General features: G+C 31.6%; 13 protein-coding genes. 2 read left to right on the top strand and 11 right to left on the bottom strand.

All coding sequences use genetic code 11. From position 1 onward, the window contains the following. Window positions 1-471: 471 nt before the first annotated feature. From salA to BJS11_RS04830, 6 genes are all read right to left on the bottom strand, one after another. A complete protein-coding gene (gene salA, locus BJS11_RS04805) occupies window positions 472-1536 on the bottom strand; it encodes an iron-sulfur carrier protein/transcriptional regulator SalA (RefSeq protein WP_069995298.1) in 1065 nt (354 codons plus the stop codon). Between the two features lie 205 nt (window positions 1537-1741). Then, window positions 1742-2200 carry a SepA family multidrug efflux transporter gene (locus BJS11_RS04810; protein WP_069995297.1) on the bottom strand — a complete coding sequence of 153 codons (459 nt, stop codon included), beginning with the start codon at window positions 2198-2200 and terminating at the stop codon, window positions 1742-1744. 162 nt (window positions 2201-2362) lie between these two features. Then, the gene (sdrM, locus tag BJS11_RS04815) at window positions 2363-3703 is read right to left on the bottom strand and encodes a multidrug efflux MFS transporter SdrM (protein ID WP_069995301.1); all 1341 of its coding nucleotides are present in this window, start codon (window positions 3701-3703) and stop codon (window positions 2363-2365) included. A 174-nt stretch (window positions 3704-3877) separates the two neighbouring features. Further along, window positions 3878-4561, bottom strand: a complete 684-nt coding sequence (gene trhA / locus BJS11_RS04820) for a PAQR family membrane homeostasis protein TrhA (RefSeq protein WP_069995296.1) — start codon at window positions 4559-4561, stop codon at window positions 3878-3880. 16 nt (window positions 4562-4577) lie between these two features. Further along, window positions 4578-5765 carry a UTP--glucose-1-phosphate uridylyltransferase gene (locus tag BJS11_RS04825; protein ID WP_069995295.1) on the bottom strand — a complete coding sequence of 396 codons (1188 nt, stop codon included), beginning with the start codon at window positions 5763-5765 and terminating at the stop codon, window positions 4578-4580. Window positions 5766-5848: 83 nt separating this feature from the next. Continuing rightward, window positions 5849-6385, bottom strand: a complete 537-nt coding sequence (locus BJS11_RS04830) for a metal-dependent hydrolase (RefSeq protein WP_069995294.1) — start codon at window positions 6383-6385, stop codon at window positions 5849-5851. A 177-nt stretch (window positions 6386-6562) separates the two neighbouring features. Here BJS11_RS04830 and BJS11_RS04835 point away from each other — a divergent pair, with 177 nt between their 5' ends. Together BJS11_RS04835 and BJS11_RS04840 are read left to right on the top strand one after the other, a co-directional pair. After that, window positions 6563-6823 carry a SunI/YnzG family protein gene (locus BJS11_RS04835; RefSeq protein ID WP_069995293.1) on the top strand — a complete coding sequence of 87 codons (261 nt, stop codon included), beginning with the start codon at window positions 6563-6565 and terminating at the stop codon, window positions 6821-6823. A 178-nt stretch (window positions 6824-7001) separates the two neighbouring features. Next, a complete protein-coding gene (locus BJS11_RS04840; RefSeq protein ID WP_069995292.1) occupies window positions 7002-7319 on the top strand; it encodes a heme oxygenase in 318 nt (105 codons plus the stop codon). Window positions 7320-7492: 173 nt separating this feature from the next. Here BJS11_RS04840 and BJS11_RS04845 read toward each other — a convergent pair whose 3' ends face one another. The 5 genes from BJS11_RS04845 to BJS11_RS04865 form a co-directional block, all read right to left on the bottom strand. After that, window positions 7493-8866 (bottom strand): YjiH family protein, encoded by a 1374-nt coding sequence (locus BJS11_RS04845; RefSeq protein WP_069995291.1) that lies wholly within the window; start codon window positions 8864-8866, stop codon window positions 7493-7495. A gap of 227 nt (window positions 8867-9093) precedes the next feature. Beyond that, on the bottom strand, window positions 9094-10056 hold the full coding sequence (locus tag BJS11_RS04850) for a FecCD family ABC transporter permease (RefSeq protein ID WP_069995290.1): 963 nt from the start codon (window positions 10054-10056) through the stop codon (window positions 9094-9096). Beyond that, on the bottom strand, window positions 10053-11087 hold the full coding sequence (locus BJS11_RS04855; protein WP_069995289.1) for a FecCD family ABC transporter permease: 1035 nt from the start codon (window positions 11085-11087) through the stop codon (window positions 10053-10055). The genes BJS11_RS04850 and BJS11_RS04855 overlap by 4 nt, the downstream gene beginning before the upstream one ends. 12 nt (window positions 11088-11099) lie before the next feature. Beyond that, window positions 11100-12110, bottom strand: coding sequence for an ABC transporter substrate-binding protein (locus BJS11_RS04860; RefSeq protein WP_069995288.1), 1011 nt, complete (start codon window positions 12108-12110; stop codon window positions 11100-11102). 93 nt (window positions 12111-12203) lie between these two features. Next, window positions 12204-13265, bottom strand: coding sequence for an alanine/ornithine racemase family PLP-dependent enzyme (locus BJS11_RS04865; RefSeq protein ID WP_069995287.1), 1062 nt, complete (start codon window positions 13263-13265; stop codon window positions 12204-12206). Between the last annotated feature and the right edge of the window lies 1 nt (window position 13266).

The raw sequence follows: 13266 nt of genomic DNA on the forward strand, positions 1-13266 counted from the left end.
GCTCATAAAATACTAATTTGTGTTATCTCTAACACTTGTTTTGAACCAACAATTTAATGTTGCGTTCGGAATTAACGTTGACATATTGCAATTCAGTTTTCAATGTTCATTTTTATAGTTGCTTTAATATTTTATCATTTCGTTAATCTACTGTCAACAAAAACTTAATATATTTAATTAGCAATTAATACTACCTTAATAATATTAAATTATTATTTATATTATTTCAAGTATATTTTTTACACTTTTCAAAATTAATTTCGAATTGTGCTGCCGCCGTTTTTGACGACTTTTATATACTATCAATTCTGCGAAAGAATGTCAATATTTAATTTGATTTCTTTTTTTACTTTGTTAAAAAACTTTATTTCAAATGTTTGCCACAAGAAACTATTCTAACATCATTCTTGAAAATTGCAATAAAAAAATGGATAGAAATTGAATTTATTTCTACCCATTAAAGTTATGATTCTATTTTGTTGTTTTAGCAATGATTTGTTGTGCCATGTTTTGATATATTTCACCTAATCGATCATCTGCCTGATATATAGAAGGTGCAAAATCTTTAGGATTCCATGAAGGCTGCTCAAGTGGTAATTGACCTAATAAATCAGTTTGGAGTTCTTCAGCAAGTTTTTCTCCTCCACCTGTGCCAAATACATATTCTTTATTTCCAGTTTCTTTACTTTGGAAATAAGACATATTTTCAATAACACCTAAAATCGTATGTTCTGTATGTTTAGCCATCGCACCAGCACGTGCTGCAACAAATGCTGCTGTCGGATGAGGCGTTGTAACTATAATTTCTTTACTTGAAGGTAACATTGTATGAACATCTAACGCTATATCCCCTGTACCTGGAGGTAAATCTAAGATTAAGTAATCTAAGTCTCCCCATCTCACTTCTACAAAGAAATTCGTTAACATTTTACCCAGCATAGGGCCTCTCCATATAACTGGCGCATTTTCCTCTACGAAAAATGCCATTGATATAACTTTTACGCCATGACGTTCTACTGGTATGATTTCCTTGCCTTGTACGCCTGGTTTTTCATCGATGCCCATCATATCTGGAACACTAAACCCATATATATCTGCATCAACAAGCCCTACTTTTTTTCCTTCTCTAGCCAAAGAAACTGCAAGATTTACTGCTACCGTGGATTTTCCTACGCCACCTTTACCTGAGGCAATTGCAATAAACTCAACCGGATTATCTTTAGATAATAAACCTTCAATCGTTTGATTTTCATTATCGCTTACGCCACGATATTGTTCTACCACTTCACTAGGTAATTCCTCAAAGCGAATACCTACAGTGTTAGCTCCATTTTCTTTAAGTACTTCTACAATTGCCATTTGTAAATCTAACTGTGGTTGTCCACCTAATTGGGCCATAGCAACTTTAACACTAACATGTTCTTTCTCTTCTTTAATTGAAACTTCAACAATTCCATCCGTTTCTTTTAATGGTACATCTATAATTGGATCTTTTAATTCTCCAACTAGCGCTTTTACTTGCTCTTTCGTTAACACAAAGCGTCCCCCTCTTATTTAAATATCAATATCATTCTAACAAACAAATTTGAAGTTTGCTTTAAATCTTTGTCTATAGTATAAGTTTAATTCTTATAATAAAAAAGCAGTTAGCTCAATTTATTCCCCAAATAGAATAAATGATTAACTGCTTTATTTGACATGCAATTTATATAACTAACTTTTATATTATGAAATTCTGTCATCATCTGTTTTTCTGATTCAAATTTTTGCTATCTGGATAAAAGACTTCTTTGCATATAAATAGCAATCCTATAATTAGTACGATGACCCAAAAATCAATGTTTATATATGCATAATGGATATGCACGATAAAATAAAAAAGCAATGTAGTTACTGTGAATGTTATAAGTTGATATGTTAGCCCTTTAAAATATGGGTTTTCAGGTAGTTTTTTTCTGAAATAATCCATAAGATTTTCAATTATAAATAAATTGAAATATCCCAACACAATATAACTACCATAATAGATGAGATTGTCGTAAAAACTTTTGTTGTAACCAAAGTAAGCTAGGTGAAAGTATATCAATATCCTGCTTAAACCATATAAGCCAAATCCCAAAAAGGTTAAAAATATTGCGCCAGAAATGATAAATACAGAAAGTACAATAAGCGTTGTAAGTAAATATTTTAAATATTTCATTGCTTACTGTCCTCCCTCTTTTTTGGTATTCCACTTTTCACTAATCTCTACCATAATCTAATAGGCATTTTTTATTTTACCATTATAACAACTTACTACCAAATACAGACAATTGATTTGTAAAATTTACATAACAACTATTAAAACTTCACAATATTTAATTTAATGCGAATGTTTTGTTTTATTCTTGAACGCCGAAAACCACAAAATCATTAACAATAGTAAAATGAAAATACTTCCTATAATAACATTATGAATATGCAAATTTGTAAATGTGAAAGTTATAGCATAGATATATCCCATTATAGTCGCACCAATAGAATTACCAAGACTCTTTGTCAAAGTATAAAGTGACATCATGCGTTTCATATTTTTTGGTGAGGTTTCTTCTTGTGTAATCACACTATCTTTTGTATAAACTGTTCCAAAACTAATCCCTGCAAGTAATAAACTAAATGCGATAAACAACGGCGATTGAGTACCTAACATAACTAAAATACCACATAACATTAACGACGCAAACGCACTTATGTATAGCATTTTCCTTGAAAGTTTCGCCTCAATTTTATCTAAAGAAAAGTTAAGTACAAGCCATGCAATTGATATCGGGAAAATTACAAATCCACTTTGTAGCGGAGATAAACCTATGTTTTCTTGTAGGTATATGGGCATATATAAATTATATCCCATTAATATAATTGCATATGCAAAGTCCGTAAAAAATATTAGCACTATAGTTTTATTGAATTCTTCTATTGGAATAAAAGGCGTTTTTAGTTTTTGTTCATATTTAACTAAAAAGACACTTAAAACAATCACCACTAAAATTGCGAATATATTTAAGTATATATGCGTTTTATTCATAACAGCAAAGATCAAACTAAAGACAATACAATAGAATAACGTTAGTCCTTTTACATCTAGTTTTTTAGATGTCGTGGTCTGTTCATGTTCAAAATGGAATGTAAGTATAACGAGTATCACCGCCAAAATCACAATCGGAATATTTACAAAAAATAGCCAATGCCAAGTTGCAAACTCTAAAATACCCCCACCTAATACTGGACCAATAATACTTGAAATACCCCAAACACTTCCTACAACTCCCATTATTTTATATCTAAATGGGATTTCAAAAGCTAGCTTCGGAACAATTTGACTTAATGCCATCATTACACCTGCACCAAGTCCTTGTACAAATCTGGAAATCACAAGCATCGTAAAGGTATTACTAAGCCCTGAAAATAAACTGCCTAACATAAATAACATTAGACCAAATAGCGTAATGTAAATTATTTTAGTACGATCTAACATTTCACCTACGATTGGATTGGCAATCACAATAGCCATAAAATAAACTGCGAAGATGAGTGAAATAGACGTAGTTACATTTAAATTCTCTTTAATTGTCGGCATTGCTAACGACACTATTGACGTTTCTATGGCTGACATAAACATGATTAATATCAGTGCAATGACGATACCTAATGATTTTAAATTCATATCACTTTTCCTACCTTTAATTTTTTCATATCGAATCAATAATAACTTAACCATTATTTTTCTTTAAGTTCAATCATATATCCAAAAATACGACTACTGACCTATTAGTTTTTATAAAAAAACAAAAAATACCGTCAACAAAGTCGATTGACTTTACTGACAGCATTTTCTTTATTACATAAAATACATTATAGCTATGAAATGAAATACTGAAGCAATGACAATGAAGAAATGCCATATCATATGAAAATATGGACGGTTCTTTTGTGCATAAAACCATGCGCCAACAGTATATGAAATTCCACCAAATAATATAAACAACATAAATGTTAGCGAGGAATCAAAGACAATGGTTGGTAAAAACAGAACACCTATCCAACCCATTACTAAGTACATAATTAAACTAAGTTTATGATTCACATTTTTAGCTAATGATTTATATAAAATCCCCCATATCGTAATGCCCCATAATATCACCATTGCAGACCAGCCTAACCATCCACCTACTAGCGTTAGACAAATTGGTGTATATGTACCTGCAATCGCAACATAAATCATACTATGATCTATAATTCTCAAAATAAATTTATGGGAGGAATGGTTTGGCATTGAATGATATACCGTTGAAGAAATAAACATCAAAAATATACTTATCACGTAAATTGATACACTGAATGCGCCTATGACACTAAAGTTCAAGAAACTATGTATCGCTGCATAAGGTAATACGCATAATGCTATAAATGCAGCAACACCATGTGACACTGCATTTCCAATCTCTTCACCAAAAGTTAGTGGAATAATATCTTTAAATGTTTTAGCTACTTTATTATTCTCAGTTTGTACTGAATCAGCCATTCGTGCATCCACCTTCTTATATCATTTTCATTCGTTTCAAATCAGCTGTGGCTGTTTCAACACTATCTTTACCTTCTTTGTTCTTAAGTGGAGAAAATTCCTCATCTCTTAGAACTTGTAATGTCGTAAAGCTATGAGCATATTGGAAAATATCAAAATAAAATAGTTCGAATTTTAACGTAGGTCGCTCTATCACACCAAAATCATCATCCAATTGCTTCAATTGTTTAATTGCCAAATGATATGGTAAGGCGTTATCGACAACATTATTAATAAAAGAAAGTTTAAATGAATGCACGCCTATATTAGCATTGTTAAATTCATTAGCAATTTCCGGCTCTAATTCTGAGTATTCTAACACAGTATCTTTCTGATTCGTATTAACTAATCTACCGACACTTTCTCCAGGCTTAGGTTGTATTGATTTCGTAGTAACATCCACATCATTCTGATATGTGTATCCAGCAAATAATGGATCTAGTACTTTAACAAGTACATTATCGATATTATTTAAAAATATAAATGATACGCCATTATCGGTCATCTCTTTTAAATAACCTGCTTTTTCAAGTGACTTAAATACCCCACCATTACCATTTGGTGTTTCTAAAATATTTCCATCTGTATCTAACACTAATTTACCTTCTTCAGATAATGCCACTATATTATCTTGCATAAAGAAGTGTACACGTTCCTTATCATAGCCAAAGTAATTTTTTGACTCAAAGAAAAGTTGTGTCTCTTTATCATTAATCTTGCTTGTCATAATGTACCAATCGACATATTGTCCAGTTTGTTCTTTAAGTGATAATAACTGTCTCGCTTGAATTTCAAATAAACTTACATCCTCAATTTCAAATGAACCTTTTGGTCCTTTATAACCTAATCTTGTCCCTTGTCCACCAGCCATCAATAGTACTGCGAACTTTCCTTGACGAATTGCATCAAGACCAATTTCTTCATACTGTTCAATAGCTTCGTCTGATAAGGACGCCTTCACATCGTACTTCACTTCATTTACTGAAGAAATATCATCAATCATTTTCTTATTTACATATAAATCATTATATAATTTTTCAATTTCAGCTAAATTCAATTTCGCTAATTTCTCAGATAACTGTTCTTTTTCATTTGTACTCATTAATTTTTCAAATTCAATAAGATGTTCTTGATTAAATTTTTCTAATGTTTTCTTATCTAACATAAACTCTCTCCTCAATATCGCAATGATTAAATAAAAATTATATCTTATTTGAATCTCGGATATATAATTTCACTATATGTACTCTAAATGATTATACTACTTTGTACAACCATGAATGATAACCAATGTGTGAATAATTGATTAAAATATGGTTGAAATAATACATATATAGCACCTATAGATAATGCGCTAGCTAGTGAAATATCCACAAGTCCACCAGTTTTAAAAGTCATAGGAAACCTAACACTGATTGGTATTGGATAAAACAGTTTAACCCCTTTAGGTGTTAACATGTCTAGTATAACATGTGATAGCAAACCAAGAATCATAGTTATTAAATAATGATATGGTGTTTGTATGATATAGAGTAAACATGTAATGATACAAATAAATAACAATGAATGCGTAAATGTCCTGTGTCCAAATAATAATCTGATAAAAAAGCTAATAAGTTTAAATCTTCTACCAATTTTACTATGTGTATGGCAAATATCAGGAAATAAACTTGATATGACTGCCAATGTAATAATTGTAACTGAGGTAAATAAATCAGTATTAAAATATTCAATCGTTAATGAACCGACTAATAAGCCGCATGATGAATGGGTTTTTCCTGTCATTTCTATTTCTCCTTAATCATAAAAATATTTTAGCATATTACCTCACGTTATGCGAACATACTTTCGTAAAACGATTAAGTATGACATATTTTCAAAAAGTATCACATAATTACTTGAAAACGGTTGCAACATGTTGTATGATATAGCTACAAATTATTTAAAGGATGTGTTCTAGTAATGGCAATGACAGTAAAAAAAGATAACAATGAAGTTAGAATTCAATGGAGAGTAGCAGATATTAAGATACCTACAAATGAAATTAAAAACATTACACAAGATCAAAATATCCATGAAGTTCCAAAATTAGATAGAGAAAAAGTTTCAAGAATCGGCTCTACTTTCGGTAAAACAAACCGTGTTATCATCGATACTAATGACCATGAATACATTATCTATACACAAAATGATCAAAAAGTTTATAACGAATTAACTAAATAAATTATCATAAATTTTGACTTTATAGAGCGATAAAGTACACTTACGTACTTTATCGTTTTCTTTTTTTTAATAATAGCTGCATAATTACAAAACACTAATAATTAATAATGGTTATCAATTACTTTTCTTCATTATAGGTGCTATACTAAAATCATAATATAGAAAGTAGGTGTTCCGCATGTACGTTGTGACGAATAGAATAGATGTCAAAAAAGGATTTGCAGAGAAAATGGCACCTAAGTTTACACAAGGTGGCAAAATTCAAGAATTACAAGGCTTTCATAAAATTGAAGTTTGGCTCATTGATGATGAAGAAGATTATGATCAAATGTATATAAATACTTGGTGGCAAACAAAAGAAGACTTTAATGGATGGTTGAATAGCGAGGCATTTAAAGAAGCACATGCTGGTCGCTCTAATTCAAAAAATGAAGAATCACCTGTATTAGGAAATAAAGTAGTAAAAGCAAATATCTTATCAGAACTTTCAAATTAAGTTACTGAATGAACTACAAATCATATTAATTTTTTATAATGCATAATAATAAACCAGAGGTAATTGCGTAAATGCACATTATCTCTGGTTTTAATATTATCTATGAAAAGTTCAACTCATAACAAATTTAAAATTGTATACACACTTTCAACTATAATCTTTAATTATGCATGCTAATTAAAATAAAGATGCGCCATTAAAGCAATAATTGGTAGCGCAATAATAGTTCTGATTAAAAAGATCATAAAGAGTCTAAAAATACTAACCGGTATTTTTGAACCTAAGATTACGCCGCCTACTTCAGATAAGTATATTAATTGCGTAATACTTAATGCTCCAACAACAAATAATGTAATATTGTTACCCACACCTTCTATTAAAATAGATGGTAAGAACATATCAGCAAAACCAATTAAAATTGTTTCAGATGCTTGAGCTGCTTCTGGGATTTGTAATAATTCTAAATATGGAACAAACGGTTTTCCTATGATTGCGAAAAGTGGTGTATAAGTAGCAATGATTGTCGCAAGTGTCCCCACACTCATGACTACCGGTAAAATAACAAACCACATATCGATTACTGTCTTGAATCCAGCTCCAAAAAACGATTTGAATCCAGGTGCTTTGATACCAGTTTCAGTTGCCATATCAAAACCATGCGCCAAAGCTGTTTTATTTTCTGGTAATTTCTCAGTTCTCATTTCTTCTGAAACTTCTTTTGAATATTCATCTTTAATTGACTTTAATGGCCAAATTCTAGGCAATATAAATGCACAAACTAAACATGCAATAATAACCGTTAAGTAAAAATAGAAGAAATGTTTTTGCATATGAACCGTATCTGCAACTACTATCGCAAATGTTAATGAAACAACGCTAAAAGTTGTTGCTATTACAGTAGCTTCACGTCTAGAATAAAACCCTTCCTCATATTGTCTACTGGTAATTAATACACCTACCGTACCATCTCCTATAAATGAAGCGAGGTTATCAACTGTAGATCGACCTGGCAATGTAAATAGCGGTCTCATTATAGGTCTAAATATTGGCCCCAATAATTCCAATAACCCATATTCCATTAACAACGGTAAAAATAATGCTGCAAAGAAAAACACTGTCACTAATGTTGGTAATAAACTTTCAAAGACGAGTCCACCTGTATCTTCAGAATAAATGACTTCTGTTCCCATTTTCAAATACGTCATCCATACAAAGACAACTGCAAGAACCCTTAAGATTAGCCATACCAATTTCACATTAAATGCATTGTACATTAATCCATCAGGTTTTAATTTATTTTTGAAAACTGTAGAACACAAAACAGATAACATACCTGATATTGTAATAATTAAAACGATAATCAGTGGCATTGCATTCCCAATTAAATCTTTTAATAATCCAGCCAAATATGCTACCGGTAAAGAAGTTTGCTTCTCACCGTTTTCAGTCACAGAAATAGGCACTAAAAATAAAATAATACCAATCAAAGACATAATTATAAATTTGAGACGTCCACGCATAATTTGGGATTTGCTATATTTGTTCACAATATTCCCCCCTTAAATATCTAATTTATCAGCACTTTTAAAAATAACAGATATAATTATACCTTAGAGTGTATAATTATGTAAATAAATAATTTACAATTTCCCCCTATGTTTTATTGTAAAAAAAGTAGAATCAATTCCCTTTGCATAGAATTAATTCTACTTTATATGAAAGCGTTTACTTTTGCAATTTTTTTCTGAATTTTCTTTACTTTAATTAAAATAATTTAAATTTTCCGCAATAAAAACAAGAAATATGGTACGCCTATGATTGCTACAATAACACCTACAGGAATATCTATTGGAGGATGAATACCTCGAGCTAAAGCGTCACTGATAGATAGTAGGAGTGCACCAATTAAACCTGACATCATTGTTATATGGATATGTTTATGACCAACAATTCTTCTAGCTATATGTGGTGCAATTAAACCAAGAAAACTTAACCCACCTACTACAGAAATTGAAGCACCAGCCAATATAACTGCCAATAATAATAAAACCATTTTTATTTTTTTAACTTTGGTACCAAGTGCAGTGGCAATATCATCACCAAGCGTTAAAATATCTAGCTGATGACAATAATAATAAATAATTGGTAAAGCAATTATAAACCACGGTAAAATAACCCATACGTGAGACATGCTATGCCCGTAAAGGCTACCAGTTAACCAAACAAGCGCAGTATTCGCATCCATAGGATTACGAATAAGTAAATATTGCACAATCGCTGTACAAATCGCACCAATCGCTAAACCTATTAAAGCTAATTTCGAACCTTTCACATTAAATTTCGAAATGAATATACTTAAGATTACGCTAATAGATAAGGCACCAATAAATGACCCAAACGGTAGCACAAATAATGGTGCTGAAGGGAATAACATGATAATCGTTACTGCCGACAAACTTGCACCTTTAGTAATACCAATCACATCGGGAGAAGCAAGCGCATTGCGAACGACACCTTGTATGAGTGCACCAGATATGGCTAAGCTACTACCAACAATAATTGCCAATATCATCCTTGGAATCCGATATTCATTTAATATGAAATTATCTTGAAATACTAAACTTTTTACCACTTCAATAGGATTCATCCAAACTGCACCAACAGACAGTGAACCAATTGCGGAAATGAGTAATAATATTACAACGATACTATAACGTACTGCTAACCGACGATTCACAGTCTATCTACTCCTTTCACCGTAATGTATAAGAAGTACAGTGCACCAATAAATGATGTGACAATACCTACTGGTGATTCAAATGGAAATGCAATTAAGCGGCTTAAAACATCTGACAACAATAGTAAATCTGCACCTATAATCATTGTTAATGGAATCATTAACTTATAGTCAGCCCGAATATAATGTTTCACAATATGTGGCACAATTAGTCCTACAAAACCTATAGGACCCGCGATAGATACAGATGTCCCAGCAAGCACAATAACTAATAATCCTGTTAAAATTCTAACTAGTTTAACGTTTTGGCCAAGTGATGTTGCTAAATCTTCCCCTAGTTCCATGATAGTCAATTGTTTAGCTATCATGATGACACCTATGAATGCTAGAACAATCCAAGGCATAATGCCAATGACTTGTGGCCATGTTATCGACGATAATGATCCTACTAACCAGAACATTACTGTCGTCGTGGCATCTTCATTCAAGAGTATAATACCTTGAGTCATACTTGAGAAGAATAAATGGATTGCCATACCAGCTAATGCTAATTTAACAGGCGTCATCCCTTTTGTTGAACCTGATAAAGTATAAACAGTTAGTCCTCCAATAAATGCACCTATAAATGCCAGGATAGTCGCATATTCAGTGAGTACAGGTGCAAGCATAGTGATGAATACAATGACAAATGAAGCACCAGCATTCACTCCGAAAATTTGTGGTGATGCTAGCGGATTACGTGTCATTGCCTGCATTAACAGACCTGCAACACCTAAAGCTGCCCCTATAAATAAGGCAGCTAACATTCTAGGCATTCTGACGTTATGTATTAAAAATGTTTGTTTTGTTTGTTCGTGAAACCATGCATAATCTAAAAAATCTTTAAATGTAATGTGAGATGCACCCACACTTAAATTAAAGTATATAATGACAAAAAGCGCACACACACTCACGATAAATGTGAGTGCTGTGCGTTTTTGTATTTGTTTTTCTACTAATTTGGTTGGGTTAATGCTATTTGATTTAGTCATTTACCTGTCACCCTACTTTTGTTGTTGGTCGTTTTTCTCTTTTTTAGAAATTTCTACTAGTCCTTTTGCGATTTCTTCAGAAGAAATAATACCACGCGCGCGTGCCCATGTATTTCTATCCACGACAGATACATGATCTTTTTTCACTGCGTCTAAATCTTTCCATACAGGATTACTTTCTTCTTTTTTAAGGTTTGGATCATTCTCACCTTTATCTGCCATAATAATCATACGACCAGGATTAATTTCAGATAGTACTTCTGAATTCAATTGTAAGTAAGGTCCTTTCAAATATTTAGAAAGATGATCAGTTTTCGTTTTATTTAACGCATTATTAAACCCTAACTCTTTTAATAACTCGCCGACATACGTATTTTCTGGATGAGCTAATAAACCTGACTTAGCTACTACAGCTGGTAAGACTTCTTGAGATTTATCAATTGTAATTTCTTTGCTATATTTATCCATTAAATCGTCATGTTCTTTTAAACGTTCTTTACCTTTATCTTCTTTGCCTACTGCTTTAGCAATTGTTTTAAAAGCTTCTATATTATCGTTATAGTCACTATCAAAACTTGGCAACATGATTGTTGGTGCAATCTTCTCTAAATCTTTTTGAATGCCTTTATGTCTATTACTATCTGCAATAATTAGATCTGGCTTTTGATTACTGATTTCTTCTAAGTTCGGTTGTTTACGTGCACCTACAGATTTATAGTCACCGATTTCTTTACGAATAGGCTCTAAAATTCTATTCTTATCTCCATCATCAGCCACGCCAACTGGTTTTACGTTTAGTGCAGCCAACGCATCAACAAATGAGAACTCTAATGCTACCACACGCTTTGGATTTTTAGCAACTTTCGTTGTACCACCATCATGTTTGATTGATACACCGTCTTTAGCATCACTATCTTTATTTGATTTACTTGAATCTGTATCACTAACACTACCACAAGCTGCTAATAATACCATTGTTAAAGTTAAAAACAGGATACCCATAATTTTGTAACTATGTTTCATCGTTTTCACTCCTTAGATATGTATAAGTACATATCTAATTCTATTGATAATGATTCTCATTGTCAATATTATTTTTAATTATTTTATTAAAATTTATATGCGATTTGTTTTCTTGATATTTATATTGTTAGATAGTTGTTCAATTGCTTCATCATATATGTAGTGTTTTTCTATATTATTCATATACATACTTTGCGCTAATGCTTTATAACCTAAGCTAAATTGAATTCTATCTCCAATTTGATAGTGCTCCTGATTCCATAAATCAATCATGACGTGATCACTTGTAGCACCAATAATTTTAATTCGATGATGTAGTGGAACGATATCTTCAACATGTGTATCCAAATTACCAATATCTACGATTGCTTGTAAATATGGTCGTCCAGTAGTGAGGTCCATACGTGGTTTAATCTCAACTATTTCAGCTTCTAACGTTATTACATTTTGATAAAGTGAGGCAATCGACTGATTTGACGTTGTTTCTACACCTCTAAATAATGTTTCACCCACTCTTAATTCATTTATCTTACCAAAATCACGATATAACATTTGTGGCAACATACTAGAATTTCCACCTGAAATAATTTGAAAACGCATATTTGTTTCATTTTCTACAGAATCTACAAACTGATTAATCAACGTGACGTCTTCCTCAGTCGGAATAATAGATTGAAAACACATGAAATTAAATGATAAACCAATAATGTGTATGTGATGCATGTACAAGATTTCATTAATATAATGAATCACATCATATGTAAGTACACCTTCTCTGCCATCTTTCCAATCAACCATTAACATCACTGAGTGTTTAACACCTAGTCGTCCTGCAATATCATTTAATTCGCGAATTGTTTCTAACTCTGTTTGAATACTGACGTTCGTATGACGAACAACTGACTCAAGTTCGTTTTTACCAGTATTCCTAATCATCGTAAATGATAAATCTTCATCGTTACTTTTCGTCATATTTTCTATACGTGCATCTGCAAAATGTGTAATACCTATGTCTTTTAATATTTCAACGATACGACGGTCTCCACCGACACATTTAATAACAGGTGTAAAGCGCATTTGATGTTGTTGAAATAATAATGACAAAATTTGCGCATTATATTTAATTTTAGATAAATTGATATTTACGTGTGCCATA

This window comes from Staphylococcus caeli, from assembly GCF_900097965.1.
Lineage (GTDB): Bacteria > Bacillota > Bacilli > Staphylococcales > Staphylococcaceae > Staphylococcus > Staphylococcus caeli.

What these genes read in the sequence shown, in the direction of transcription:
- BJS11_RS04840 (WP_069995292.1), top strand. Translation starts at nt 7,002, where the DNA reads ATGTACGTTGTGACGAATAGAATAGATGTCAAAAAAGGATTTGCAGAG.
- BJS11_RS04855 (WP_069995289.1), bottom strand. Translation starts at nt 11,087, where the DNA reads ATGACTAAATCAAATAGCATTAACCCAACCAAATTAGTAGAAAAACAA.
- trhA (WP_069995296.1), bottom strand. Translation starts at nt 4,561, where the DNA reads ATGGCTGATTCAGTACAAACTGAGAATAATAAAGTAGCTAAAACATTT.
- BJS11_RS04865 (WP_069995287.1), bottom strand. Translation starts at nt 13,265, where the DNA reads ATGGCACACGTAAATATCAATTTATCTAAAATTAAATATAATGCGCAA.
- BJS11_RS04835 (WP_069995293.1), top strand. Translation starts at nt 6,563, where the DNA reads ATGGCAATGACAGTAAAAAAAGATAACAATGAAGTTAGAATTCAATGG.
- BJS11_RS04810 (WP_069995297.1), bottom strand. Translation starts at nt 2,200, where the DNA reads ATGAAATATTTAAAATATTTACTTACAACGCTTATTGTACTTTCTGTA.
- sdrM (WP_069995301.1), bottom strand. Translation starts at nt 3,703, where the DNA reads ATGAATTTAAAATCATTAGGTATCGTCATTGCACTGATATTAATCATG.
- BJS11_RS04860 (WP_069995288.1), bottom strand. Translation starts at nt 12,110, where the DNA reads ATGAAACATAGTTACAAAATTATGGGTATCCTGTTTTTAACTTTAACA.
- BJS11_RS04830 (WP_069995294.1), bottom strand. Translation starts at nt 6,385, where the DNA reads ATGACAGGAAAAACCCATTCATCATGCGGCTTATTAGTCGGTTCATTA.
- BJS11_RS04825 (WP_069995295.1), bottom strand. Translation starts at nt 5,765, where the DNA reads ATGTTAGATAAGAAAACATTAGAAAAATTTAATCAAGAACATCTTATT.